We start from the raw sequence: 26,665 nt of genomic DNA, 5'->3' as shown, positions 1-26,665 counted from the left end.
ACCATCTCTTCAACGTGTAATGTTCCATTCCGATTCAACAACGGCGTTATGCTCTCCAATACGCGGCGCTCCTCTAGAGGACAACAGCCGATGGCCGTTCAGCCTGATGGGACAGGAGATTGCCGTCATGCGGGCTCCGTTGCTTCGATAGATGTCCTGCGTCATACGCAGCTCGCTGAACGCTTCCTCCTGCAGAAGCTGCTTCCAATCCAGCAGCTCCTCGCAAGGAATGCCGGCCTTTTGCAGTTCCACGCTCCAATAATGAGCAGGACGTGTTGTCAGCAGCTCCTCCATGCGGGCAGCCGCAGCTTCGCCGAGCGTATCCAAGGTGATGTGAGGGGCAAGCGCCTGGGCCAATGTGTGCAGAGGCATATCGCCGAGCGCAATATAGCCCCCAGCTGTTGGATACAGCCCCTTCAGCCAGCGAATGGACGCCGATCCTTCTGCTCCTTCGGCAGGTAAGCTAGAGCCTTGATCCGGCATCCATTTCTCCTCCCAGATCTCCTGCATGACATCCAAGGTGGATGCCAGCATATTGACCTCTACAAGTGCGCCGTTGCCCTGGATGGACCGCCGCACAAGAGCCGCCAGCATGCCTTGCACAAGGTGGGCTCCGGTTATCATATCTGCAATAGCAAGACCAAATGGGATAGGCCCCCGTCTGGACTTATCTCGGTGCAGCCAGGGCAGCCCCGTGAGCGCCTGGAGCAGCAGATCCTGACCGGGTCTGTCACGGAGTGGACTGTTCCCTCCATAACCGCTAATAGAGCCGTAGATGAGACGCGGATTAATGGCTTTCACCTCTTCATAGCCGAAACCAAGCTTCTCGATGACACCCGGCCGAAAATTCTGAACCATCATATCCGCATGGCTCAGCAGCTTCCGCACCTTGCAGCGATCTGTCTCGGACTTCAAGTCGACAGCATAGCTTTCCTTATTCCGATTGATGGAGTGAAACAGCGTGCTGTCCCCATCCAGCTCCAAATTCGAAATATACAGCCTTCTGCACAAATCCCCGCCGTCCAGCCGCTCAATCTTTATGACTCGCGCGCCCAAATCCGCTAATCGTAAGCCTGCATAAGGACCAGACAGGAATTGACTGAAGTCAAGCACAAGCAAGCCCTCCAGCGGTCTCGGCATCATGATGTATCACTCCTGCTTCAACTTAATATGCAGCCGCTGCGGCTATAGCAGCTGAAATTCCGCCTCAAGCCTGGCGTTGTCCATGCCCGCCCGCCCAACTCCACGGCGACTTTCCATATAGCTGTTGTCGAACCGAATGGGACAATAAGGCGTAAGGAATAAGCCTAGCTCCTCCGTTTGAACCTGCTGTATATTGCGCAAGGCCAGGAAGCCTTCGTGCTGAAGCAGCTCGTCAACCGTCTGAACCACGGCGCACCAGTAGCCGCCCGCTTCCAGGTCCTCCGCCCAGTCCGCAGCCGCTTTGGTTCTGAGATGATCGGCGAGCAGCCCTTTAATTTCATCCCGCCTCAAGAACCAGCTGGCAGGATCCTCATAGCGGGCCAAAGCTTCGCATTGCAGCAGCGCGCCCAGCTCCAGCACAGAGCCCATAGCCAGAGCCAAATACCCATTAGCCGTCTCATAGATTCCATATGGAGCCGCCAGATAAGCATGGGCATTATTTAACGAGCTTCGCTGCGGCAGCTGTCCTCCATCATGAAGATGAGTCGTCAGCACCTCGAATTGATAATCAATCGCCGACTCCAGCAGACTAACCTCAACAAGCATCCCCTCACCCAACTTGGAACGGTGCACAAGAGCAGCCAGAATGCCTTGCACGAGATTGGCGCTTGCGAACATCTCCACCGTGGACAGCGGGAATGGGATTGGGGGATCATCCGCATTCCCATTCAGCCAAGGCATGCCCGTGAGTGACTGGACGAACAAGTCGTCATAGGGCTTCGCACTCCAGGCTCCTTCCCGGCCATAACCCGTTATGCTGGCATGGATCAGCTTGGCATTCAGCGCTTGCGTTCTCTCATAAGGGAGCAGCGTTGTCTGTAACCCGCTAGCAGGCGGACCTTCGATGAGAACATCAGCTTTCGCAATCAGCTTGCTAAGCTTCCCATGCTCTCCTTCAGTGGCGGCGCAGAACTGAAATCTCTCTTTGTTGCGGTACAAGCTGACAAGCGGAAGCGGCTCATCCTCCGTCCCCTCGATTCGGATGACTCGCGCCCCAAGCTCAGCCAGTCTTAACCCCGCGAAGGGTCCGGCAAGCTGCGTGCTGTATTCCACAACGAGCAAACCCTCTAATGGAAGCAAGCCATCCCCTCCTGAACCGTTACAATCTTCCCAAGAAACATCCGCTTGCCGATACTACTCCAGCTCCCAGAGCTCAGGGTTGTAGCGGTAATAGCTGTGGCCATATTCATCTCGCAGCTTGTTGCTTTCGTCCAGATGCTCGATACAAATGCGCTTCGCCTCGGCCTGATCGCCAATAAGCAGCTTGTATGCATTGCTGGCCAGCACGCTGCCGCCTTGCTTCAACGTCAGCGCAACCGAGAACTCGCCTGCCGCGTCAGCATCCACCTTCCATGCGATGTCGCTGAATTTGGCGGAGCTGTTGGAAGCCACCTGCGCCTCTACCGTGCCGCTTTGTACAACCTCGCCTTTATGATTGCTCAGCGTCCATTCCAGCTCAGTGTCTCCGTAGGCCTCATGGTAGTCATTCACAATCCACAGCTCGCCTTGGAACGTCTCGCCCGGGTTCCATCTTCTCTTCGCGAATGCCAAGCTTGGCAGAAGCGGCTGATAGCTCCTCTTGACATAGTCGAAGCTGATTTTTTTCTGACCATAATAATCGACAAGCCCCCACTTGATGTCCGGCCAGTGCGTAATGAAGTGACAGAGTGACACGCCGCTCATACGCGGCTTCCGTCTGCGGTACAATTCAAGGGCAAACTGGAGAATCGTGCCGTGGGCGATTTGAGTCGATTCCACGAACTGCTCCAGCGAATCCATTCTCTTATCCCCGAACACCTCTATGTTCAGTCCTTGGAGAATGTGGATATCGGCCCAGTGGTAGCCCCAGCTTGGTCCAATCGGCCAAAGCTCGTTCTCCGGAATAAACTTCCTCAGACTGTCGATAGATGGCGCCGACGCCGCCGTCAATTCCGGAATGATGGAGCAATCCAGAGCCGGGTAATATTCCTCCATGAAGCTCCGGCCGCCGCCGTAATAATGCTCATTGGCGTGCTGGGACTCCTTGGGCTTGAAGCCCATGCTCTGGCCGAACTCGTTGCTAAGCGGCGATGCCAGCCCGTACGGAACGGAGGTGTATGCCCCAATGGCAACTCCGATCGCTTCCATGAGCTCCTTGTTGCCGCTCTCAATATGAGCATCTGTGAAGAATACCTCTTCGCCGCCCATCCAATAAATGTTGGAGGGGTGATTGCGGCGAAGCTTCACAATTTCAATACATTCCTTCGCTACCGAATCTACAAATGCCGGATCATTGGAGAAGGCTTGGGTAGAGAATGTGAAGTTCGTCCACACTGTAATGCCCAGCTCATCGCACAGCTTATAGAAGGTCGGAATTTCCGGCGGATGCCAGCCGAAGATCCGCAGATTGTTCATATTGCTCTCCTTCACCAGATTCAGCAGATGCTCATATTTCTTCGTGCTGTTCCGTCCATACAGGAAGGACGGCTGTCCGCCCCAGCATGCCGAGCGCAGGAATTGGCGCTTGCCGTTAATAACGAAGGTCCACGGATATTCCGACTCCTCTTCGGTGAACCCTGGATTCTTCTCCATCTGAATCGTACGGATGCCGATTCTGTCCTCAACACGATCCTGCTCCGAGCCGTTCTTCCGGACTGTAATTGCCATATCGTACAAATTCGGAGTGCCCATGTCCCAAGGCCACCACAGCTTCGCGTCCGCCACATCTACAATTGCCTTCACAGAATGGCAGCCGGCTTGAACCTCTGCCTCCACTGTACGAGTGATCGTCTCGGATTCGAAGTTATGGCCCTTCAAAGCGATCTGGAGCTGGACGGTTGCCGCCTCAGCAGCCATATTGTCGAGCTCAACCTCCACATGGACGGCAGCGCCCCCATCCTTAAGCTCGGACTCGGTGCGATAATTCACAATGCGCACATCCTCTGTAGCCACAAGGCGTACCGGGCGCCAGATGCCGAATGGCACAAGGCCGGTGAAATAATCGCCGGAGAAGTTCACCTTCTTGCCGCCGACATTGCGGAAGTTCTTCGGCGGCGGGTCCAGCTTGACCGCCAGCTGATTGGAGCCGCCAGCCCATCCATCAAAGTTGAGGTACTGGCTGACCTCGAAGGAGAAAGGAGAGAACATGCCCTCATGACTGCCCAGCAATTGGCCATTCAGCCATACGGTGCAGCTGTAGTCAACGCCTTCAAATTCCAGATGCACCTTCTTGCCCTTCATATCCTGCGAGACGTTGAACCTGCGAATGTACCACCACTCATATTCCTGCAACCACTTGGCCTTATGCATATTGCGGCCGAAGTAAGGATCCTCCAATTCACCGGCGCGCTGCAAATCCGTGTATACATCCCCTGGCACAGAAGCATAATTCCAGCTAAATATAACACCCTGCCGCTCTGCCGGAAGGATATGGAACCCTTCTCGTTCCCCTTCGCCTACTCTCATCTTCTCCATCTGCCAGAGCTTGCCGCTTAAATCCTTTACTACACGTGACATGCCATAACCTCCCATATTATACCTGCATAATATTACAGAACATTAATCCGAAAATTATTATTTTATTATTATTTTCGGAACATTGTTCCGTTTTGAGTTGATTATACAGTTGGATAGGATAGGCGTCAATACGTTTTTACTCATCTTCCTTAAATACAGGTCTTAAGGTAAATTGGAAGTCGAATTGCTTCTCCTTCAGCTGGTACTTGTCCATCAGCTTGGGGCCACAGGAGTGCGAGCCCACGCCGCTCATCTTGTAATCGAGCTGAACGATCGTTTCCTTCCTCTGCTGGAGCTCATACGTATGCTTAGCCGCCGTCAGATCCTGAGGCAAATAACGGGAAGCGTTCAACGAGAAAGGTTCTGTACCGTCCAGCAGCAGGCCCATACCCAGCTCATTGGATACGACAGCCCATTCCGTGCCCCATCTGGAGCCGTTCTCCTGCGGCATAATATATGACTCGCCCATTTCCTCAACGCGCTGTACATATCTGCCCTTGCGTACGCTCTGACGCTTGTCCACATAGCTCTCATGCGGTCCATAACCGACATAATCCACCGTATTCATGGCTGCCGGCATTCTCAGCTGCAAGCCGAAGCGAGGCAGGAAGTCTATCTCCTTCTTCACCTCTGCGCTTGCCTTCACCGTAACCGCGCCTTGGGCATCGAACAACCACTGGGCTGACCCTCGCACAATAGGTCTACGCGTGTAGAGACCCAATGAAAACTCAACGGTCACGACAACCTCTCCCTCGGCACGCTGCTCCCAATCACAGCGATACACCTTCATGCCGGCATGCTCCAGTCCTTCGTACTCCCATCTCGCGACCAGCGGTCTGTCGTTATCAAGCGGAGCCCGCCACATATTGAAGGACAGAGGCTGCTCCAGCAGCGCCACCCCGTGCCTTGTCAGCTGATCCGGCATACCCTTCCGCAGATCGAAGGAATGGCTGAAGTCAAAGCCCGTAATAAGGAGCTTACGCTCCTCCTCCAGCACTTGGATGGAGGTATGAGAGGCCTTGTTTTCAAAAAGCTTGGAAGCACCGTTGCCAACACTTGACGTCAGCTCAAATTGCTGGAACATGATTTCATGCCCACGCTCCGCCCACACGTTCTCCTCCTCCAGGCAGCAGGATATGGTCAAGCTGACCGCATCCAGAGAGAACAGCTTCGGTTGCAGCGGCAGCTCCACCACCTCTCCGGTGTGCGGAGCTGTTCGCAAGCCTCGAAGCTCGCCTTGCTGAAGGAGTACGCCCTCACGCTCCACCTTCCAATAGAAGACCAGATGGGAGAGGTCCACGAAGTCATACAGATTGTGAATCTGCAGCCGGCCCTTCTCCAGCTCAACGGCCTCCATCCGAACAGGCGCTATGACCTGCTTCAGCTCCAGCAGGCCAGTATGCGGCGTACGATCGGGAGCTACCAGGCCATCAATGCAGAAATTGCCGTCATGCGGCTTCTCGCCGAAGTCGCCGCCGTACGCATAATACGTGTCGCCATGCTCGGTTTTCCTCTCAATGCCGTGGTCGCACCATTCCCACACACAGCCGCCCATTAGCTTCGGCTCGGCGTAGATGACATTCCAGTAGTCCAGCAGATCGCCGGGGCCATTGCCCATGGCGTGGCTGTATTCGCACAGGAACAGCGGCTTCAGCTTCGACTCATCCTTGGCATAGGCCTCAATCTCCGGGACAGATGCATACATGCGGCTTTCCATGTCCAACGCGCTTGTATCGGGATGACCCAGGTACAGGGAGGCTGCTCCTTCATAATGAACAGGCCTTGCGCTGTCCCTCTCCCGCGTCCACTTCGCCATGGCAATATGATTAGGACCGTATCCGGACTCGTTGCCCATCGACCAGATCACCACGCAAGGGTTGTTTTTATCGCGCTCCACCATACGAACCGCCCGATCGACGAAGGCCTCCTCCCAATCAGGATTGTTGGACAGCTCATGGAAGTCCGTATAGGATTGCATTCCAAGCCCTTTGGCCATATTGTCCCAGTTATCGGCGATAGCCAGCCCATGGCACTCCAGGTCCGCTTCGTCCACCACATAGAAGCCGTATTCATTGCAGAGCTCCAGAAATCGGGGATCATTGGGATAATGAGATGCCCGAATGGTATTAATATTGTGGCGCTTCATCACCTGAAGATCCTGAATCATATGCTGCAGAGGAATGGTCTGGCCAAGGCTTGGATGGGAATCGTGACGATTGACGCCTTTCAGCTTCACGGGAACGCCATTGATCTGGAACACGCCCTCTTGAATCTCCACACGGCGGAAGCCAACGCTGAAGCGCAGCACCTCTTCACCCGAGGACAACAGCAGCTCATACAGCACCGGCTGCTCCGCACTCCAGAGCTGCGGGTCCAGCACCTCCATAAGAAGTTGTCCTGTTTGCCCTATTTCACCTTGCGCCGCAGCTATTTCAATACCGCTTGGATCTCGCAGAACAGCTTGTACAACGGCACCGCCGGCCATCTCCAGCTCGATATTCAGCTGAGCCTCCCGGTCGCCGTTCAGCAGCGTTGTACGCACAAACACGTCGCGAATATGCGCCTTATCCCTCGCCAGCATATAGACATCCCGGAATATGCCCGTATATCGCCACAAATCCTGATCCTCAAGGTAAGTGCCGTCACAAAATTTCAGCACCATAACCGCCATCCGGTTAACGCCAGAGACAAGGTGCTTGCTGATATTGAACTCGGCAGGCACCCGGCTTCCTTGGCTATAGCCGACGAAGCTTCCGTTCACCCATAGATAGAAGCACGCATTCACACCCTCGAACACCACATATTTGTCCTTCTCCGTCCAATCCGGCGAGAGGTTGAACTTCCGAATGTACAGCCCTGCGGGATTGTCGTCCGGTACAAAGGGAGGATCACATGGAATGGTGTAGTTCAGATTGGAATAATGCATGCTGTCGTAGCCGTTATTCTGCCAGCAGGAGGGTACTAATAGGGAGGACCAGCTTCCTGCATCATAATCCGCTTCATAGAAGCTGTCGCGAACCTCCTCCACGCTGGCGTGATATTGGAATTTCCAAGCGCCATTTAAGGTCTGATAATAAGGAGAGCGTCCTCTCTTGCGGGAGACAGCTCCCTCGGCATCCGCATGCGGAATATAATAAGCTCTTGGCTTCTCGCGGTTTATGTGCAGCGTACGGGGATCTTCCCAATATTTATCGATTTCCAGCAAAGGTATCACTCCTATAATAGTTAGGCTATTCCCTTAAGGGAGACGAAGAGCACCCGTTTCCGAAGGAACCCGAGTGCTCTATGTGTTATTCAGCCGGGCAAGGCATCAATTGCTATTAGCAGCAATCCAGTCTGGATAGCTGAATCTCACCCGATTGGCGATCCATTCATTCACATCCCATAGATCTGCAACAGGCTGCTTCGTAAAGGCAAGCGTCGGCATATAGGGAACTGGTCCAAATTCCGGTGTCATCGTGCTTACAGCTTCCCCCTGCGACTGGCGGCGGCTGAACATCCGCTTCCACCAGCCCTCGAAGCGCTCCCGCTCCATGCTCCATTCCGGAGCTGCAGGATGCGGAACCTGAGGGCCCTGGGAGTAGCCGATTCTGCCATGGATATGATAGGTGTGTGCGATGGCAAGCTCAATCTCCTCCTCCATGTCATGAAGAAGAGATTCACATACATTCGTCCAATGGCTGAAGTCCGCCGTAATACGCAATTCCGGGAACTTATGCAGCAGTCTTGCCGTTGTCCACGGCGAGAACATGGCCCGATGCCTATGTGTCTCGTGTGCAACGGTTATACCGTTGTCCGCCTCTATTCGGAGCGCCGCCTCGAAGAAGCGATCCTGCTCATCATGACTCATACGATCCCGGGCGCTGTGCGACACAATGAGCCGGGGCTCGAAGCCGGCAGCTCTCTCCACCTGCTCCTTGAAAGATTCAATATGATCCTCACCGCCAGTGAAAATCTGGGCGATATAGGCAAGCGAATAGGTCTGAAGCGCTTCTCGGAAGGCCATCTCCTGCTCTGGCAGAGGCATGGGCGCTTCAATGCCGGTATACCCCGCATCTGCTGCTCGCTTGAATTGCTCGCTATAAGTGCCTTCCATCCCCCAGAGCGCTTTGTATAGATGTAGTTTCATGGATTTCCCCTTTTCTCAGCGCTGCATTCGCAGCTTGTATTGATCAGGCTCGAGGGAACTCGCTTCCGTTATAGAATCATATATCGTAACCATGCGGCCGTGGTATTGGTCTGCCAGCCCCTCCGCCAGCTTGTAAGCGCAAGCAGGAGCCTCCTGGGGATTCGCTGCGCCGCTGCGGATCCATTCTTCCATATCCGGAAAATATCGTTTTCCTTCCGGCGTTGCTCGAAGAGCTCTAGTCATCTCTGAATCATTAAGTCCTGGATTCAATGCGAACACCTTGATAGGGGCTCCAGTCTCATCCAACTCCTCAGCCAAATTCTCGGTAAATCTGGCGACCGCCGTCTTGGCCGTTCCATAGGCGTTGCTGTGCTTCATCGCATGAGTGGTTCCGCCGCCGATTAAGTTGATGATCCGGCCGAAGCCCTGTCTGAGCATCATGGGGACAATAGCATGAACGCCATAGAAGGTTCCTAGAAGATTAATGTCAACATCGTCCGCCCAGGTGACTGGGTCAGTCTCCCACGTAGGACCTATCGCACGATTGACACCTGCGTTATTAATCCAGACATGTATCGTCCCAAGCTCAGACTCCAGATGGCTAACAAGCTCCTTCATCTCCTCATATCTGCGAACATCCACCTGGAAAACCCTCCCGGGAGCAGGAAAGCCATCTAGCTCCTCCTGAAGGGCAGTGATTCGCTCCGTATCCCTGCCCGTGCCAATTACCTGATACCCTTTATCCGCAAAATAAAGCGCCATGTTGCGGCCTATGCCGCTAGTAGCTCCCGTAATGACAACGGTCCTAAGCTCACGCATCATTCGTCCCCTACTTTCATAAGACAGCTATCTGCCCATCCATCCGCCGTCCACCGTAACAATCGTGCCGGTTACATAATCAGATGCGGAGGAAGCCAGATAGATAACAGCTCCGTTCAGGTCCTCCGGTCTTCCCCAGCGAGCTGCAGGTATCCGGCCCAGTATGGCCTCATAACGGACAGGGTCCCCTCTCAACTGCTCCGTATTATCCGTCTCGATGTAGCCGGGAGCAATCGCATTCACCTGAACGCCGCGCGAGGACCATTCATTCGCCAGCGCCTTGGTCAGCTGTCCAATGCCGCCTTTGCTCGCCGCATAACCAGGCACGTTAATGCCGCCCTGATACGTAAGCAGTGACGCGGTAAAAATAATTTTGCCCGCTCCACGCTCCAGCATGCCTTGTCCGATCTCCCTCGCCAATATGAATTGGGAGTTCAGATTCACTTCCATGACATGATCCCAATAATCATCGGGATGCTCCGCCGCCGGCTTGCGCATGATGGTGCCGGCATTGTTCACCATGATATCAATATCAGCATGCTCTTCCTTCAGCTTGGTGATGAACGCGTACAACGCGCTGCGGTCGCTGAAGTCGCAAGCATAACCGGTGAAGCTTCGCCCTGCCTGGCGCACCTCCTGCTCTACCTCGCTCCCTGGCTCCAGCGTTGCGCTTACGCCGACAATATCCGCACCAGCCTGCGCCAGCGCAATCGCCATAGATTTGCCGATGCCCCGCTTGCAGCCCGTCACCAATGCTTTTTTGCCCCGCAGTGAAAATAAATCCAAGATATTCATCCCGCTACCTCCCGCTTAATTGCACTGAATAAGAACCTTCATCACGCCGCTGCCGGATTCCATCTGCTCGAAGCCCGCTTGTATCTGCTCGATGGGATAGACCTCGCTGATCAGACGATCAAGCCCAAGCTCGCCGCTTGCTGCAAGTTGGATCGCTTGCTCGAAGTCCTCATGCTCATACACGCGCGCGCCGAACAGCTGAAGCTCTCTCCAGAAGAAGCGATGCAGATCTACCGGGACAGGCTTGCTGAATATGCCAACAATGACAATACGTCCTCTAACCTTCGGCAGCTTGGTCATTACCTCAGCGCCAGCCAGGGAGGAGGTCACCTCGAACACGACATCGGCGCCTTTGCCGCCAGTTGCTTCCTGCACATACTCCGCCAAATCCCGCTCCTTGGAGTTGCATGTTTCGAAGCCCAGCTCCTCCAGCAGCTGGAGACGATAGGGATTAATCTCCGCCACAACAACCCTTGCTCCAGCAGCACGGGCAACAAGCGCTATCAATGTGCCGATGGGTCCTCCGCCGATTACAACGGCATATTCGCCCGGCGCTACTTGACCCAGTCGAACGTCATGACAAGCTACGGCGAGCGGCTCAATCATCGCGCCATGCTGCAGGCTGAGCTCATCTGGCAGCCTATGCAGCGTGCTCGCAGGAACGGTCCAATAAGCTTGGAAAGCGCCGTCCGTCTCAATGCCCATGAACTGCAAGCGATGGCAGATATGGCTGCAGCCATCCTGACATGCCGGACATTCCCCGCATGGTCCCAGCGGCTTCACCGTAACCTTGTCGCCCGGCTTATAATCCGCAACGTCGCCGCCAACACGCTCGATGACGCCCGACATCTCGTGCCCCATCACTTGAGGCAGCTTCACACGATGGTCCATGTGGCCGTGATAAATATGCAGGTCCGTTCCGCATATGCCCGCATAAGCGACCTTGATCTCTACCTCGGCAGGGCCTGGCTCTCTGCGCGCGCCTGTACCGACTACAATGCTTTTGTTCCCCTCATAGAATGCAGCTTTCATTGCCATCCACTCCCTATTATATGTTTAAAATAATTGCTTGTACGGCTGCAGCAGCTCCCACCGGAACTCTACGCCTGTGCCCGGCACATCCGGAGCGACGGCTCTTCCATCCTGAATAACAAGCGGCCGCTTCGTATATTGATCGATCGGGAAGCTGTGCACCTCCAGATACGACGCATTCGGCATCGCTGACATTAAGCTGACGTGCAGCTCCTGCATGCCGTGTGTGCACACAGGCAGATTGTAAGCGTAAGCAAGATTCGCAATCTTCAGCCAGCCCGTTACACCGCCAATATTGGACGCGTCAGGCTGCGGAAAATCAATTTTGCCGCGAGTAATCATGTTCACGAATTCATAGACCGTATGGAAGTTCTCGCCTGCCGCGATAGGCAAGCCGCCCTCGGCGCCAATCCGGCGGTAGCCGTCATAATCGTCTGGAATTGTCGGCTCCTCCAGCCAGAAGATATCATGTGGCGCTAGCAGCTTTGCGGCCTTGATGGAGGTCTCGACCGACCATTTCATATTGGCATCCACCATAAAGGTGCGGTCCGGTCCAATCAGCTCTCTAACGGCTGCTACACGCTCGATGTCCTCTGCCAGACGCTCTTGTCCCAGCTTGATCTTCACGGCCTGGAAGCCTTTATCCATATACCCTTGAATATTAGCTAACAGCTTCTCCTTGGTGAAGTTGAGATCGATCGCTCCCGCGTAAGCCTTCGTTGAGGAGGCATGGCCGCCAAGCAGCTTCCACAGCGGCTCATCACAGCTCTTCCCGCGCAGATCCCACAGGGCGATATCAATGGCCGAGATGGCGAATGACGCAATGCCGCCGCGCCCGACATAATGAATCTTCCAATTCATCTCTTCCCAATGCTTCTCGATGCAGCTGGCGTCCTTGCCCAGCAGGAACGGCTTCAGATCATGCTCGATCATCTGACAGACCGCTCTTCCGCCTACGCCGCCGGTGTAGGTATAGCCGACACCTTCACTGCCGTCCTCCAGGCCAATCGTGACGGTAATTAATTCGAAATGCGAATGAATGCCGTGCCGTGCATCTCCCAATTGCTCCGCGAGCGGCACAAGAAAATAATCGGTTTGAATATGAGTAATTCGTTTTCCATTAGCCATTATGTTCACCCTCTATTATCAGTGATCGGAACCCAACCGTTCCAATTAATGAAATGTTATTACACTTAAGTAGATTCGTCAATACAAAATCGGAACAATATATCAATTTATAATTGAGATTGACTCGTATCAAAACATTATTTAAAATAACGGAATAGAGATGAAATGAAAGAAGGTGCTTCCTTTGAGCATGGAAATGAACAAAACGAATTCCACATTAGAGCGCGCACTGTTCCTGCTTGAGCAGCTCGCCTTGAACAAGGGCGGGGCCGGGATTGGCGAATTATCGGAAGCGACTCAGCTGCCCAAGAGCACAACACACCGCATTTTGGAAACATTGATGAAGGCGGGCTTTGTGATGCAGGAGCCCTCAACGGAGAAATATTTTGTAGGATTGAAGGCCATTGAGATTGGGATGGCGGGCCTCCATAACATCGATCTGGTGGAAGCCGCCATTCCCCATCTTCAGGATCTGGCAGCGCAGACTGGCCAAACGGCCTTCCTCGCGGTTTATAATGAAGGGGAAGTTATCTACATCTATAAGGTGGACGGGAGCGCTTCCGTTATCATGAATGCGATTCTCGGCTCCAGAAACCCTGTACACTGCACCGGTCTGGGTAAAGCCATCATGGCTTACTTCTCGCTTGAAGCTGTCGACAAGATCGTGAGCGAGAAGGGGCTGCAGCAATATACGCCAACAACGATTACGGACCACCAGCAGTTCCTGCAGGAGCTGAGCAAAATTAGACAGTCAGGCATCGCCGTCAATCGCGAGGAATACGATGATGGCTTAAGCTCCATCGCCGGCCCTGTCTTCAATTACACCGGCAAGGTCATCGCGGCTATCAGCGTAGCGGGACCGACCGCTCGCATCTTCGATAAGCAGGATGAGCTGGAGGCGCATGTGAAGGAGAAATCCTCGCTCATCTCCAAGCGCTTGGGCTTCGTACCGTCCATGCGCTCCGTCTACCTCTCCTAAGCTCCATTCACATCGTCATGAAGGGACGCTGCCCGCGGGCAGCGTCCCTTTGTTTCTGGTTACGAACTGCAGAACCTACCAATGGCAAAAAAGCCGAGTGTCTGCAGCAGACAGCTCGGCCTTACACCATTAATCCTTTTTTTGCTTCGCTTTTTTGCCTAACCAGAGCACCTCAGGGTTCACCTTATTGGCATAGTGATGCTTGTAATCCTCCACTGTTCTGAATTTCAGAATGTGGTTCCACTTGGCATGGACGTTATGGCACAAGCCCCAGCGAATACCCTCAAGCGGGCTGCGCTCCGTATCCTCAGTCCGGAATGGACCAGCAGCCTCCGGCGGATTCTTAATAACAGCCTCAATCTCGAAGTTAATGCCATCATGTGCGTATTGGATCGTATTTTTCTCCGGACCGTCTGTCGAGAGAAGCCCTGCCATACCGCCGCGATAGTGCCAGAGCAGCGTCTCGTGACCGCTGTTCGTCACCGGATTGTATTCCGACTTCACGTAAGGACCTTCCGGATGATCGGAGATGGCCACGCCCCACTTGGTCGTCCGTCCGCCGAAGGTCATCTCCTCGCCCTTCTGCTCCCCCTTATAATAGAGCCAGAACTGGTTATTATAATGGAAGAGAACGGGATCATGCACCTTCAGGCTGTCGAAGTCGCCTTTATGCTTCACGGTTAAGCGATTATCGTCATCGCCGAACCATTCGCCGTTCATCGCCGGACGAAGAATCGGCGCATCAGTCTTGCGCCAAGGTCCCTCTGGCGACTCCGCGACGGCCATTGCAATATTTTCATATTTCCGGAGCAGGTACTGGCCTTCAATCACTTGATACACCAGATAGAACTTGCCGTCATGATGCAGAATCTCGGGCGTGAACACGCTGCGGTCGTCGTATGAACCCTTCGGACCTCTACCGACAGCAAGACCTTGTTCGGTCCAAGTGTTAGCATCCGGAGAGGTTGCATACCACACCTCGGATTGATCCCACGGGAATACCTTGGCGTCCGGATCGCCCGTATTGAAGCCAACAGCTTCGCCAACGGACTTGGTATACCATACATAGTATAACTCTCCCACCTTAATCACACTGCTGGGATCACGGCGATGAACGCCCTCTTCATAGCCCAGACCTTCAACCGGCTCATACGTAAACTCACAGAACCAGTCGGCGTTTTTTGTATATTGTTTGCCTCGAATCGTTGCAGCGCTTTCTTTCTTCATTTCGATACCTTCTTCCTCAAAGTTTGTATTAAGACCAAACACCATTTCCTCATAATAATACTATTAATTTCGGAATACATTTCATTTTTATTGGACATATTCATTATAGCGCTCTCTTCTATTCTGGTCAAGAATTCATAGAAGCTCCAACGCCATAGATATCTAGAAAATAGATACAACCCATCCTGCATGCAGGATGGGTTAAGAAAGCTTAGCCGCAGAATACTATGTCTGGCAGTGCGTGTCTGGCAATGGGGGTCTTAAGCGTCTGCGAGGCTTATAGCCCGCATGCTCCAGAAAATCGTTGGCCGTAGCCGGCGATAAAGCATGAAGTGTGAGGCCGCTCATTCGTGCCGTCATGATCATGCGGCTTGTCATCTCCACCGTTTCCAGCGCCATTTTGGCTTCCTTTAAGCTTGAGTCGTAAACAAGAACCCCGTGATTTTTTAGAATCATTACATTTGCGCCTGTACACTGCTCCCCCACCGCCTGCCCAAGCGCTTTCGAGCCGGGATGATGGTACTCCACATAAGCTACCCGCTCCAAATAATACATAGACTCCACAAAAAGCTCCGATACGTAAGGAACGTCCGTACAGGACATCAGCGTGGTCCAGAATGGCGATGCGTGGAGAACAGCATGCACATCCGGACGATGCTTATAGATTTCTGCATGCATGGGAATTTCCTTGGAGGGTTTCAGCTCCCCTCCCCATTCCATAGTCTCGAAATCCACGGCGACCAGATCTGATGGAGCTAATTGCCCCATATCGGTACCTGATCCGGTAATGAGCATTTGCGTATGGGATAGCCGAGCGCTGATGTTGCCAGAATTCCCCCATGCGAGCTGGTTCTCCAGCATATACCGCCCCAATTTGCATAAATCCTTCCTGAGGTCCATCTTCTATTCCCCCTTCCCGCCTGAGGCGATTCTCACCAAATAATCCGGCTGACCCAGCTGCCCGCCCTTCAGAGCAATCTCAATACCATCGATCGCGGGATCCATGGAGCAGCCTTTGCATAAGGGCGCGCCTGGCGCCGTTCGCTGAATCAGCTCCAATGCGTCCAGACCAATAGATAACGCGGCAAACCCTGAGGTGTCTCCCCCAGCCAATACCACCCGTTTAATGCCGAGAGCGGCAATTAATTGTTTGCCGATTTCCCCCAGCCTTCGACCGATTCGCTCACCTGACGCAGATACCGGCTCACCATCCTGAAGCAGCTTGTCATGCAGCCGCCCAATGCTTTCATCCTCAGGTCCATCCGCTGTATACAAAATAAGGCTTTGTCCATTCCGCCAGCTTCGCTCAGCCTCCTCCAGCACACGTTTGCTCCTTGCGCCCGGATTATTTTCGGCCAGAAGCTCGAGGGCATCTATTTTGATTTTGCTAAAGCCTTGTTGAACAGCTGTATCGATCTGGTTCTGCGTGATCGGCGAGCAGCTCCCGGATAATACCAGCACCTGCTCTGGCTCAAGCTCCTGCTCCTGTCTCGTTGTCAGTCCATAAAGCTGCCTCCAATAGGCGCCAAGAGAAAGGGACAAGCCCGATGAGCCGATTACAAATCTCGTAGACGATTCCGCCTCTTGCCCAATCAAGCTCCCAATGGTTCGGATATGCTCTGCGTTCATGGCGTCAATAACGAGTGCATCATAGGCCTCGATGGCAGTCTCCCATCGTGCAAGCCGTTCTGTTGGAGGCAGCTCAAGATCAACAATCGTGAAGGAGCCAATATTCCCGTTCATTTGCTCGGACAGATGGCGCAAGAGATCCGCTTCCTTCATCGGTGTTACAGGATGCCTGGACATGGAGGGATGCCGGTCCAGGCGATAACACTTGCCTTGATAGGCGGCAAAGTGATTACCGAACGCCGTGTATCTTTGCAGGTGCGGAGCCGCTGCCAGTATAGGAACAGCTCTCTGGGCATGAAACAATGCTTTGCCTATCTCCACCACCTTGCCAATGCTTCCAATATCGGGTGAGGAATCGGCGGTAGAGCACATCTTGTATTGCAGAACGTGAGGCTTCATTTCTATTAAACGCTGGAAGAGAGGCTCCAGCACCTGCTCCATGGCGACCGGATTCATGGTTCGCGCAACACCGGCCACACCAATAGCTTGGGCATGGGGAAAAGCCTTCAACCGATCCTCCGTTGGGGGCTGGACAAATAATACCGTTCGCACGCCTTGGCTCTCCAGCACCTCCATGGTATCCGTAGAGCCTGTAAAATCATCGCCATAAAAGGCCAATAGCCGCGGCTGCTCTCTCATGACCTCCTATTCCCTCCTTTGCTAAGGAAGGAATGCCACGCTGCTTGCAGCGTCCGCTTCGCATTGGCCATCAGATCAGCAGGCCTATCCGCGGAGGTGCATATCAGCTCAAAGGTAAGCCTTGCTGATCGGTCCTCTCGTATATAACCAACCTCATGAAGCGCCTGAAAGTAAGTTGCCAGCTGATCGATGTCGATTGCGCCTGCGGGATAACCAAAGTAGGGGTGCGTATCGCCATATTTGCTGTCGCCAGGCATCATTACTGTGTTTCCAACATGAACATGGCCTAGCCACGGACTCAGCTGTCTGACAGCCTCGAAGATATCGGCCCTAACCATGGGGATGTGGCTTAAATCCAGCAATAATTGCACAGATTGGCTTGCTCCAATATGCTGAAAGCATTGAATGGTGTCCTCCACTGACCCGATCAGACGTTTCTTGTCCACATCGTAATCAAACATTTCCACCATTATCGTCAAGCTTTTTTCCCGAGCCTCCTTGCTTAATTCAAGAATGGATTCGGCAAATCGTCTTATGCTTTGCTCATCTGCGCCTCCTGCCGGGCACGGACCGCTTATCATTTCAATCATATCCGCGCCCACAGCCTCCGCTTCCTCCATGCAGATCCGCATCCTGTTCATAGCCCGCAATCGTTCCGACGGGTCATGGCTTCCCAGATCAAGTCCCTCTCTAAAAATGACAGGCTGCGCCAGATAGCTTGTGTTCACACGGCAAACGGCAAGCCTCTGCCTAAAGCGGGCTCGGAGCTCCGCATGCTGAATACCCGAAACTTCAATTCGCCTGAAATATGTATCGTGCAAAATTTGATCGGCTGACTGAAGCAAAGCGGCATCGTCCTGAACGGCGTCTGGGTACATTGCATTGTATACAATGCCCATCTCCAAATGGTCTTCAATCCTATGCGCAAACATTATTTAACCCACTTCATCGCCGATAGCTTTAACGCTTGCGCGACCGCGTCCCCAACATCCGTCGTACTGCTGTTCCCGCCAATATCCCTTGTTTTGGCACCGCCGCTGGAGAGAATGTGCTGAACCGCTTGATCAATCCCCTCTCCAGCAGCAAGCAAGCTGTTATCCTGATGCTTATCGCCGAGCCAGTTCAGCATCATGGACAGAGAGAGAATCATCGCGTAAGGGTTGGCTACGCTTTGTCCGGCGATGGATGGCGCAGTCCCATGTGCGGGCTGGAACAGGGCGTGTTGATCCCCAATGTCTCCTGAAGGCGCCATTCCGAGGCCCCCGACTGTAGCCGAAGACAGATCGGAGATGATGTCAGCAAACATATTCTCCGCCACCACCACATCAAACATTTGCGGATTCATAACCTGATATAGCGTCATCGCATCGACATAAACATAGTCGCGGCCGATTTTGGAATACTGCTCGCCGACACTATCAAATATTTTTCTGAAATATGCATAAGAGCTCAGCACGTTCGCTTTATCCACACAGGTCACCATGGATGCTCCGTCCGAAATTCGGCCCCTTCGCTTTTCCGCCAGCCGGAATGCATAGCTTGAAATTTTCTCAATACCTGTCTTGGTCATAATGATGGTATCCGTCGCCACTTCCCCGCGAACATTGCAGCCTCCTGTGCGGGAGGCATACAGCCCTTCGATATTTTCTCTAACAATGACATAGTCGATGCCCCGGCTCACATCTCGAAGCGGACTCACGACACCCTCATACAGCTTGACCGGCCTTACGCCCGCATATAAATCCAGATCGAATCGGAGACGGAAGATCACATCTCCATTCACTTCACGGCCATCCGGATGACGCGCCTCCGGCAAGCCAATCGCCCCCATCAAGATGGCATCGGCTTCCTTGCAATGATGAAAGGTTTCTTCCGGCATCGTTACGCCGGTTCGCAAATATCGTTCAGCACCCGCATCAAATGATTCCAGCTCAAATCTCACATCGCTTAAGTGATCCTGCACCGTCTGCAGCACCTTCAACGCTTCGTTCGTAATCTCCGTGCCGATGCCATCTCCCGGAAGAACTGCAATCTTATACGTTTTCATTGTTCACCGCTCCTCAATTATAGTCCTGTAACCATTGAAAAAAGCCCTAGGCCGAAACCTCAAGCCCAGGGTCTTTTTCTTTGTTTATCTATCCCCTATGCCCTTACTTCCAGCTGTTCGCCATTCTTCAAATAGACAACGGCCAGCCAATCCTCCGCAGGCTCATCTCCCGTCCATGGGCCTTGCAGCCAGTTGCTTCTGAAGTTGACCGTGAAGGGCTCCACATAACAGGTGTAGACAAGCGACTGCTTGACATAAAACTCGACACGATCAATCCCTTCCGGGTACAGGGCAGCCAGCCTGATCCAGCGTTTGCCCTCATAGGACTCGTCAGCGGCAAGACCCTGGAGCATGTAACGCTTCTCCTCCGGTATCGGCGGGACCGGGATACCAATGCCTTCTGCCATACGCTGCGCAAAAAACAAATCCTCCCCCGGCGTCACTCCCCATTTCACAGGCGGCTCCTGCTTCGTCAAGTTGTTATAGTAGCCCCAGGACGTTCTAGTGTCGAAAGCGACGCCTAGCTGGCCCACTGCCTGTGAGTCCTCATTGCAGACAACAGGCTTCCCCGGCGACCATTTCCTTGCCTGCGCAATCATATTGCAATATTGCTGCCTGCTTTGACCGTTCCCATGAATAAATATGACGTCGCTCTCCTTGCAAACCTCCTCTTTCATGATGCCGCCCGAGCCGCTGCAGCCCACCAGCATGCCCCCTGACTCCTCTCTGGCAATCTCCATGAGAGCCACCATGCCTTCCGGCTGCTGAATGAGTGGATGTCGACTCAAGTCGTGTTCATTACACACCTCGATCAACACATTCGTATACGCTCCCAGCTTCAAGAACCGTGAGGCTGCTCGAACCGCGTTAAGAACCGCCTTGCCATCTGCAAGTCTATGTGTCTGTCCCGGATACATGTAGCTGACGATGACGACCATGCCGAGCTCATCCGCTGCTCGAATCAGCCGATCCATTCGGGCCGCATAATCCGGATCCAGCTGATCACCGGAATCGCCAAACGGATTGTTATGAATGGTCTCATTTGGGATTGTGAAGCAAGGGCCGCCGCCCTGAAAGCCAACAGTAAACGCTCGCAGGCCATACGCATACCATTGCGGAAGCGCTTGAATAAGGTCATCAGTATTGCTGTCAGGGTCAAACGTTCCTCCGAAACGCTGGTAACGGGAGACATCCCCCTTATCGTCGAAAACCCCTTGAATAAACCGGGCATTCATAAGCAAGCCATGAGCTTCCGGCCGACTCCCCGCGATCTCCTCGTATACTAACTTCCCGTTAATATAAAAAGCTTCGCCTTGAATGCTTACCTTTGTTTTTCCCATCTCGCCAAACGCCTCCTCGACCCCAATTTTGAATACAATGTATACAATAAAGATTATGTACAAGAGCGATAGTACAATGAGTAAAAGCTTCAACCATACTATCGTTTCGTATACATTATCTAAATATCTCCAAGCTTCCGGATACGATGCCCGCCTTCAGCTTATCAATCGCGCCGCGAATATGCGATCTCATCAGCTCCTCAGCCCGGTCGCCGTCACCCGCCTCCAGCGCGCTAATCATCTCCATGTGCTCCAAGTACGTTTCATGCGGGCTGCGATAAAGACCCTGCGTCAAGCTGGTTTCGATGATGTTAAACGATTCTACGGTTTTGATGACATACGCATTGTCGGATTTCATTACGATGAGCCGATGGAATTTTTTGTCCGCAGCATAATAGTCCCCTGAGCCCTTGGCATCCAGCTCCTCATAGGCATGCTGGAACAACGCGCGCATGTAAGCAAAGTCAGCACGCTCCAGATTGGCCACGGCCAGCCTGCAAGCAAGTCCCTCCAGGACAGCCCGAAGCTCGAACACCGAGATCATATCCTCCAGAGAAAACTCCTTGACATACCAGCCTTTGGGCGTTCGAATCAAGTAGCCCTCCATCTCCAGCTCGGCCATCGCCTTGCGCAGCGGCGTACGGCTGACGCCTAATAATTCAGTTAATTGATTCTGAATAATCAGCTTGCCGGATTCAAACTGCTTGTTCAGAATCATGTCCTTTAATTGTACGTATGCGGAATGATCCAGCGTATCTCCGCTTGCTTGTCTAGGCACGGCACACCACTTCCTTGCTTCACTCTGCTTTTTCGATAGCTTCCTCTATTATACTCCATTTGCCCACCATTTTCTTCAATTGGGCCGACTCATAACAGGCATATACGATTTCCTGGGAAATCAGATAGTCATCTCCGTCGGTCTCGAACACACCTCCCTGCCCCAGCACATCGATAAAGTGCTGCTGAGTGGCAACGGCGCAGCCTCCTTTCCATCCAAGCGGAAGCTCATAATCATGCTTGTATTCCTGGCCGCCTCGAAGCGTAACATAGATGCTGCCGTCCTGCGACAATCTAAGCTTGCCGTTCTCGCCCTCCAGCGTCATCCAGCCGTATGCGGGCGAACGCACCTCTTCCATATATACGACACGATTCGCATCATACAGTCCCGTCATGCCAGATTGGAAGCTGAAGTATACAATGGCGGCATCCTCTCCCTTGCAGACGGGGTTCCAAGTGCGCACGTCACAAAATACGCTCGAAATCTCGCCGAACAACATCCGATACGTATCGATCCAATGCACCCCGGTTTCGAAGAGCAGGAACCTCTCCATATCCTTGAAATAAGGCTGCAGCGGATAGGGCTGAGGACCGTAACCATCTCCGGGACGCATGGCGAAATACACATGGAACAGCTTCCCAAGCAGCCCGCTCTCCAGAATACGTTTTACCTCTCTATACCAGCCTTGCCAGCGCCAATTCTCATTAATCATAATGGGAACGCCGCGCTCCTTGCAGTACTTGACCAGACGCTTGCTCTCCTCCTGAGTTGGCGCTACGGGCTTCTGGCATAACACCGGAATGCCGCGATCAGCCGCGATTTGAGCATAATGGAGGTGAGAGTCCGGCGGGGTGCAGATATCGATAAAATGGGGCTGCAGCTCCTCGATTAAAGCAATAACATCCTGACCGTGCCTTTTGATCCCGAACTGCTCCGCAAGCGCCCCTGTAGTAACCGCATTTCTGCCCGCCAAGCCGACAATTTCCGCGCCTTGTACTTGTGACCACGCCTCCAGCTGTATGCCGGCAAAGTGGCCTGTTCCTATCGTTATTCCTCGATACATGCTTATCGCTCCCCTCGCAGCCGCATTATGGCTTTAACTTGAAAATTCGTTTCGGATTCTCGCTGAAGATCATGTCCAGCTGCTCTTGGCTTAATCCGATGTGGTTGAACTTCGTCAGCTCAACGGGCAGATTGCTGATATGATCGGAGCCCATTATTATTTTTTCGATGCCAACCTCCTTTACCATTTTGACAATGGTATAGGTCGGACACCAGGACGGCTCCAGGTAAATATTGTCCGCATATTTGGCCGCCACAATCGCTTCGTCGGTATAGACGGCAAACCCTGCGTGGCACAAGATAAAGGATACGGAGGGAAATCGCTTAGCCGCATCCAGCAGCAGAGAAGGCAAGGCGAACGGGTTGCCTGTCCCGGTATGCACCAATACAGGAACGCCGTATTCGGCTGCAGCCTCATATACCTTGTCACAAATGGGAGACAGCGGGGATACATTATGCCCAAGAGGGTGGAGCTTCAAAGCGACAAAGCCCATATCCTCCACGCATCGCTTCACCTCTTCGTGATATTGCTGAGCGTCCCACCACGGATCAATACTTGCCATGCCGTATATCCGTCCAGGGTATTGCTTCGCCATTGCGCCGATTCGGGTATGCACATCCCTCACATCGTCCAGCGTCGGCTGCGGCATCACGAGACTCGTCGTCACGCCATGCCGATCCATCGCGTTCAGGATGTCCGCTTCATGGCTTTCGACTCCCGAAAACTTCGACTTGCCCAGATGCACATGCGTGTCAATGATAGTCATGATGGTCAACACCTCAATTGTTATTGTATACAATGTATACTTTAACAAGGGAGCGGAGCATTTGTCAATGAACAAAAGAAACACTCGCATCCTGCCCGAAAAGGATAACATGCGAGTGCTGCTTTGGAAGTTTATACGTTCTTCTTATAAAGAATCGGGTTCAGCTTACTTGCCGCAAGATCGCCAGGCGCCAGGCCAGGCAGCCATTTCTGCAGATCCGTCTTGCGAGCGTTCGTGTCGGGCTCGATAACCTTCGCGTCATCCGCGTAATAGATAACGGTCATGACCTCGCGCATCGTGTTTGTCGGATTGCCCGGAGCGCTATGCAGCGTCCAGCCATAATGCCACGTTGCGTCGCCCGCTTCCAGCGCGCCGTAATTTTCAACCTCAAGGCCCTTGGCTTCAATATATTGGCTCAGCGTTTTCTGGGATTCGTCGGAGATTGCCAGCTTGCTGATATAGCCAAACTTGTGGGAGCCGTTCGCAAAGTTCATCGAGCCTACTTCCTCCGAAACAGGAACAAGCGGCATCCACATGGTGATGAAGTTATCCGTATCTACAGGCCAGTAGATTTGGTCCTGATGCCATGGCGTAATTCCGCCGCCCGGCTCCTTGAACAGCGCCTGATCGTGGTAGATGCGAACGCCGTCTACGCCCAGCAGCTCTGCAGCGATTTTGGCGAATCGGCGCGCAAAGACGAAGCGTTGGATTTCCGCCGATTTCTCCCAAATGTTCGAAACCTGGATGAAGGCTTTGCCGTAAGTGTCCCGCTCCTCAATCGGCTTATTATGATAATTCAGCTCTTTCACTTTCTCGCCGATGATGGAACGGTATACACCCACCTCTTCGCTGGATGCGACTTGGCTCAACTTAATATGCCCCTTTTCCTGGAACTCTTGAATTTGCTCCTTCGTGAGCTCATAATCACTTGTTAGTTCTGGCAGCTTATTCAAATCCGACATTCCAATCACTCCTCATATTGTTGTTCGACTCTTGATATCCCTTATGTTATCATGGGTATACTTGTTTGTATTTGAACGATTGAGGTCAATAGTTGGACTTTACCGACTTATGAAACAGGGAGGAATTCAACGTGCAAGCAACAATGGAGAGCAGACGATTGAACCCGGTTGTCCATTGGGCGCAGCAGCATCGGCAGGCCAAGGAACGGGTAATTGAGCGGCGCATTCGAGATTTCGAAATTCTGCTGCTGGAGCATGGCGAGGTGGAGGTTCAGATTGAATCGGAGGCGCCCTTCCGCGTTCAGCCTGGCCAATTTTTCCTGCTGCCCGCGAAGCTTAAGCATCGTGTTGAGGTGCTGTCGGAGCCAGACGCGCTGTTCCTGGGCGTTCACTTTGACTTCTACAATGAGCTCCTTATCGCGAAGGACGAAGACATTATTGTCTCTCTCGACCATCACGAGGGCGATTATCACTTTGGCAGCATGCCTCAGACGTCGGAATTTCTGGAATGGATGAACGCCGGCAGCCTGCATGCGACCTCTGAGGTGTACAGCCTGCTGGAAGCCGTTATTCATGAATTCACCCATCGACCGGCAGGCTATATGATGTGCTGTCAGGGCCTGCTGCTGCAGCTGTTCGCTCATTTGTCGAGAGCTATTCATCAGCGTCAACGGGCAGGCGCTAGCGCCGGTATGCAGCTGGCGATTGCTGAACTGGCGGCTGCTATTGAGCAGAACGCTGGAGAGCTCTGGTCCAATGAAAGAATGGCGGACATGCTGAATATTAATGTGGATTATATGGGTCGTCTGTTCAAAAAAATCATGGGCACCAGCCCTAACAAATTTGTCCAGGGGATCCGTCACGCCCAGGCGAAGCGACTGCTCCGCGACACCAACGACACGATCGAATGGATCGGCCATACCATTGGCTACACGGATGTACATTATTTCGTTCGCATTTTCCACAAGTGGGAGGGCATGCCGCCAGGCGAATATCGCAAGTTTTGCAGGCTGCTATAGCGTATCTTTCAACTGAATCTGAAGCTATTGTTATAAAACGTCATTATTCCTGAATTGTGTCGGAGTCATATTCACCTTTTTCTTGAAAATGCGGCAGAAGTATTGCTCATTGTCATACCCTGTTTCATTGGCGATTTCAGCAATCTGGGCATTCGAATTTCGTAATAGCTGCTTCGCTTTCTCGATACGAAGATGAATGGCATAATCCTTCAGAGTCTCTCCTGTTACTTTTTTGAATAAAGCGCTTAGATAATTGCTAGTCACAAAAAGCTTGCCAGCCAATTCTTGCATATTAATCGTTTCCTTATAATGCAGCTTGATATATTCCTTCGCCTGCTTCACGATGAAATTCCCCTCCGAATCGCCCAGAATACCGTCTATCCTGGCTTTAAAGCGTTTAAGGAAAGCTAGACAATCCGGGATGGTCAGTCCATCGTGCAAGGATGGATGCGGCAGCAGCTCCGCTTCATCCAGCACACCATGCTTCAGCTCCTTAAAGTCCAGAAATAGATTAAATTTTGTAATCATCTTTGAGAACATTTCTCGTATATCATGCGACTCTATAGAATGGACCGATTCGATATACGCAATCGTCTCATCTAAGACTATCAGCATGTGTTCCTTGCTGTTGAGCCTAAGCGCTTCATTAAACTTCTTCAGGTAGCCCTCCATGAAAACATTTGCTGACCGTTCCCGATTGGCGATCGTCTCATTATAGAAGACCGTTTTTTCAGAATCGCCGACAAGGCCGGAGCTTTTGGCTTGACGAGCTTCCTGGTACGCCAGCGCAAGCTTCACCAGTCCGTTATGTGGCTTACTCACATATATAACCGTTTGCTGATTAAAGTATTGCTTCATAATAAACTGAATACGATTCGACCATCTATTTATTTCAGCCTTCAAGTGATGCTCCTCAATGTCTCCGTGGACATTAAATATGACAGCAATCTCATTCACACTAGTCCAGATGACCTGAGCGCAAGCGATATCCGTCACAGCCTCCTCCAGCATTTGAATGATGTTGTGATTTTCACTTTCGCTAACGGTATCCTTCACAGCAAAAAGCATGACATAAAAGGATGGATAAGGAAATACAACCCCGTTCGCTTCTAATTCTTTCATGTAGCTTTCATCACCGGCTCGATGACCGTACAACAGCTCCTTGAGCATTGCATTCCTTATATACGTCTGTTTTTTAACATCCAGACCATGATCTAAGGGATGATGAGTAGCTAAGCTGCCTAGCTCCAGCTTGGCCCTGTTCAAGGCATCTCTAAGTCCTTGCTCATCAAGCTCCAGCTTTCGAAGGTAATCCGAGGCTCCCATCGTCAAGGCCTGCCTGACATACACAAAATCATCAAATGCGCTGAGCAATATAAACTTGCATTGCAGCCCCTTTTCCATTGCACATTTCATAAGCTCCAGCCCGTTCATTACTGGCATTTTTATATCAGTGATTACGATATCTACGGGATGAGATTCCATATAAGTCATGGCTTCCAGTCCATTCTCGCATACAGCTGACAAGCTATAGCCCTCGGACTCCCAATTCAGCAAATTCCTAATTCCAACCCGGCTAATCACTTCATCATCGACGATAATGACTTGAATCATT

General features: G+C 52.5%; 22 protein-coding genes. 2 read left to right on the top strand and 20 right to left on the bottom strand.

Annotated features, from left to right (window positions below; translation table 11 throughout):
• Positions 1–9 precede the first annotated feature (9 nt).
• The 9 genes from NQZ67_RS12825 to NQZ67_RS12785 all read right to left on the bottom strand — a co-directional run bounded on the left by NQZ67_RS12825 (position 10) and on the right by NQZ67_RS12785 (position 12,601).
• On the bottom strand, positions 10–1,143 hold the full coding sequence (locus NQZ67_RS12825; protein ID WP_257446066.1) for a CaiB/BaiF CoA transferase family protein: 1,134 nt from the start codon (positions 1,141–1,143) through the stop codon (positions 10–12).
• Between the two features lie 42 nt (positions 1,144–1,185).
• Positions 1,186–2,283 (bottom strand): CaiB/BaiF CoA transferase family protein, encoded by a 1,098-nt coding sequence (locus NQZ67_RS12820; protein WP_257446063.1) that lies wholly within the window; start codon positions 2,281–2,283, stop codon positions 1,186–1,188.
• Between the two features lie 54 nt (positions 2,284–2,337).
• A complete protein-coding gene (locus NQZ67_RS12815) occupies positions 2,338–4,698 on the bottom strand; it encodes a glycoside hydrolase family 2 protein (protein WP_257446060.1) in 2,361 nt (786 codons plus the stop codon).
• A gap of 136 nt (positions 4,699–4,834) precedes the next feature.
• A complete protein-coding gene (locus tag NQZ67_RS12810; protein ID WP_371825298.1) occupies positions 4,835–7,912 on the bottom strand; it encodes a glycoside hydrolase family 2 TIM barrel-domain containing protein in 3,078 nt (1,025 codons plus the stop codon).
• Between the two features lie 96 nt (positions 7,913–8,008).
• Positions 8,009–8,827, bottom strand: a complete 819-nt coding sequence (locus NQZ67_RS12805; RefSeq protein ID WP_257446054.1) for a sugar phosphate isomerase/epimerase family protein — start codon at positions 8,825–8,827, stop codon at positions 8,009–8,011.
• Between the two features lie 15 nt (positions 8,828–8,842).
• Positions 8,843–9,646, bottom strand: a complete 804-nt coding sequence (locus NQZ67_RS12800) for an SDR family oxidoreductase (protein ID WP_257446051.1) — start codon at positions 9,644–9,646, stop codon at positions 8,843–8,845.
• A gap of 27 nt (positions 9,647–9,673) precedes the next feature.
• The gene (locus tag NQZ67_RS12795) at positions 9,674–10,441 is read right to left on the bottom strand and encodes an SDR family oxidoreductase (RefSeq protein ID WP_153783638.1); all 768 of its coding nucleotides are present in this window, start codon (positions 10,439–10,441) and stop codon (positions 9,674–9,676) included.
• Positions 10,442–10,456: 15 nt separating this feature from the next.
• The gene (locus tag NQZ67_RS12790) at positions 10,457–11,473 is read right to left on the bottom strand and encodes a zinc-dependent alcohol dehydrogenase (protein WP_257446048.1); all 1,017 of its coding nucleotides are present in this window, start codon (positions 11,471–11,473) and stop codon (positions 10,457–10,459) included.
• A 24-nt stretch (positions 11,474–11,497) separates the two neighbouring features.
• Positions 11,498–12,601, bottom strand: coding sequence for a mandelate racemase/muconate lactonizing enzyme family protein (locus NQZ67_RS12785; protein WP_257446045.1), 1,104 nt, complete (start codon positions 12,599–12,601; stop codon positions 11,498–11,500).
• Between the two features lie 190 nt (positions 12,602–12,791).
• Between NQZ67_RS12785 and NQZ67_RS12780 the strand changes: the two genes are divergently transcribed.
• Entirely contained in the window at positions 12,792–13,580 is a 789-nt protein-coding gene (locus NQZ67_RS12780) for an IclR family transcriptional regulator (protein ID WP_257446329.1), read from the top strand.
• A gap of 129 nt (positions 13,581–13,709) precedes the next feature.
• On the opposite strand, the gene NQZ67_RS12775 is transcribed toward NQZ67_RS12780, so the two are convergent.
• From NQZ67_RS12775 to NQZ67_RS12730, 10 genes are all read right to left on the bottom strand, one after another.
• Positions 13,710–14,807 (bottom strand): glycoside hydrolase family 117 protein, encoded by a 1,098-nt coding sequence (locus NQZ67_RS12775; RefSeq protein WP_257446042.1) that lies wholly within the window; start codon positions 14,805–14,807, stop codon positions 13,710–13,712.
• A 225-nt stretch (positions 14,808–15,032) separates the two neighbouring features.
• Positions 15,033–15,707, bottom strand: a complete 675-nt coding sequence (locus NQZ67_RS12770; RefSeq protein WP_257446040.1) for a class II aldolase/adducin family protein — start codon at positions 15,705–15,707, stop codon at positions 15,033–15,035.
• Positions 15,708–15,710: 3 nt separating this feature from the next.
• Positions 15,711–17,075 carry a four-carbon acid sugar kinase family protein gene (locus tag NQZ67_RS12765; RefSeq protein WP_257446038.1) on the bottom strand — a complete coding sequence of 455 codons (1,365 nt, stop codon included), beginning with the start codon at positions 17,073–17,075 and terminating at the stop codon, positions 15,711–15,713.
• On the bottom strand, positions 17,072–17,974 hold the full coding sequence (locus NQZ67_RS12760; RefSeq protein ID WP_257446326.1) for a sugar phosphate isomerase/epimerase family protein: 903 nt from the start codon (positions 17,972–17,974) through the stop codon (positions 17,072–17,074). Before NQZ67_RS12760 ends, NQZ67_RS12765 begins: the two co-directional genes overlap by 4 nt.
• Positions 17,975–18,006: 32 nt before the next feature.
• Entirely contained in the window at positions 18,007–19,122 is a 1,116-nt protein-coding gene (locus NQZ67_RS12755) for an isocitrate/isopropylmalate dehydrogenase family protein (RefSeq protein ID WP_257446036.1), read from the bottom strand.
• A 95-nt stretch (positions 19,123–19,217) separates the two neighbouring features.
• A complete protein-coding gene (locus NQZ67_RS12750) occupies positions 19,218–20,462 on the bottom strand; it encodes a glycoside hydrolase family protein (protein ID WP_257446034.1) in 1,245 nt (414 codons plus the stop codon).
• Positions 20,463–20,577: 115 nt separating this feature from the next.
• Positions 20,578–21,240, bottom strand: a complete 663-nt coding sequence (locus NQZ67_RS12745) for a GntR family transcriptional regulator (RefSeq protein WP_257446032.1) — start codon at positions 21,238–21,240, stop codon at positions 20,578–20,580.
• A 19-nt stretch (positions 21,241–21,259) separates the two neighbouring features.
• On the bottom strand, positions 21,260–22,303 hold the full coding sequence (locus NQZ67_RS12740; protein WP_257446031.1) for a Gfo/Idh/MocA family protein: 1,044 nt from the start codon (positions 22,301–22,303) through the stop codon (positions 21,260–21,262).
• Positions 22,304–22,328: 25 nt separating this feature from the next.
• Positions 22,329–23,069 (bottom strand): amidohydrolase family protein, encoded by a 741-nt coding sequence (locus NQZ67_RS12735; RefSeq protein WP_257446030.1) that lies wholly within the window; start codon positions 23,067–23,069, stop codon positions 22,329–22,331.
• A 131-nt stretch (positions 23,070–23,200) separates the two neighbouring features.
• A complete protein-coding gene (locus NQZ67_RS12730; protein WP_257446028.1) occupies positions 23,201–24,031 on the bottom strand; it encodes a phytanoyl-CoA dioxygenase family protein in 831 nt (276 codons plus the stop codon).
• Between the two features lie 131 nt (positions 24,032–24,162).
• Between NQZ67_RS12730 and NQZ67_RS12725 the strand changes: the two genes are divergently transcribed.
• Positions 24,163–25,050, top strand: a complete 888-nt coding sequence (locus tag NQZ67_RS12725) for an AraC family transcriptional regulator (protein WP_257446025.1) — start codon at positions 24,163–24,165, stop codon at positions 25,048–25,050.
• Positions 25,051–25,080: 30 nt separating this feature from the next.
• Here NQZ67_RS12725 and NQZ67_RS12720 read toward each other — a convergent pair whose 3' ends face one another.
• Positions 25,081–26,664, bottom strand: coding sequence for a response regulator (locus NQZ67_RS12720; RefSeq protein ID WP_257446023.1), 1,584 nt, complete (start codon positions 26,662–26,664; stop codon positions 25,081–25,083).
• Between the last annotated feature and the right edge of the window lies 1 nt (position 26,665).

It is taken from the genome of Paenibacillus soyae (assembly GCF_024623455.1).
GTDB classification, from domain to species: Bacteria; Bacillota; Bacilli; order Paenibacillales; family Paenibacillaceae; genus Pristimantibacillus; species Pristimantibacillus soyae.
This window is presented reverse-complemented; position numbering and strand designations above follow the sequence as displayed.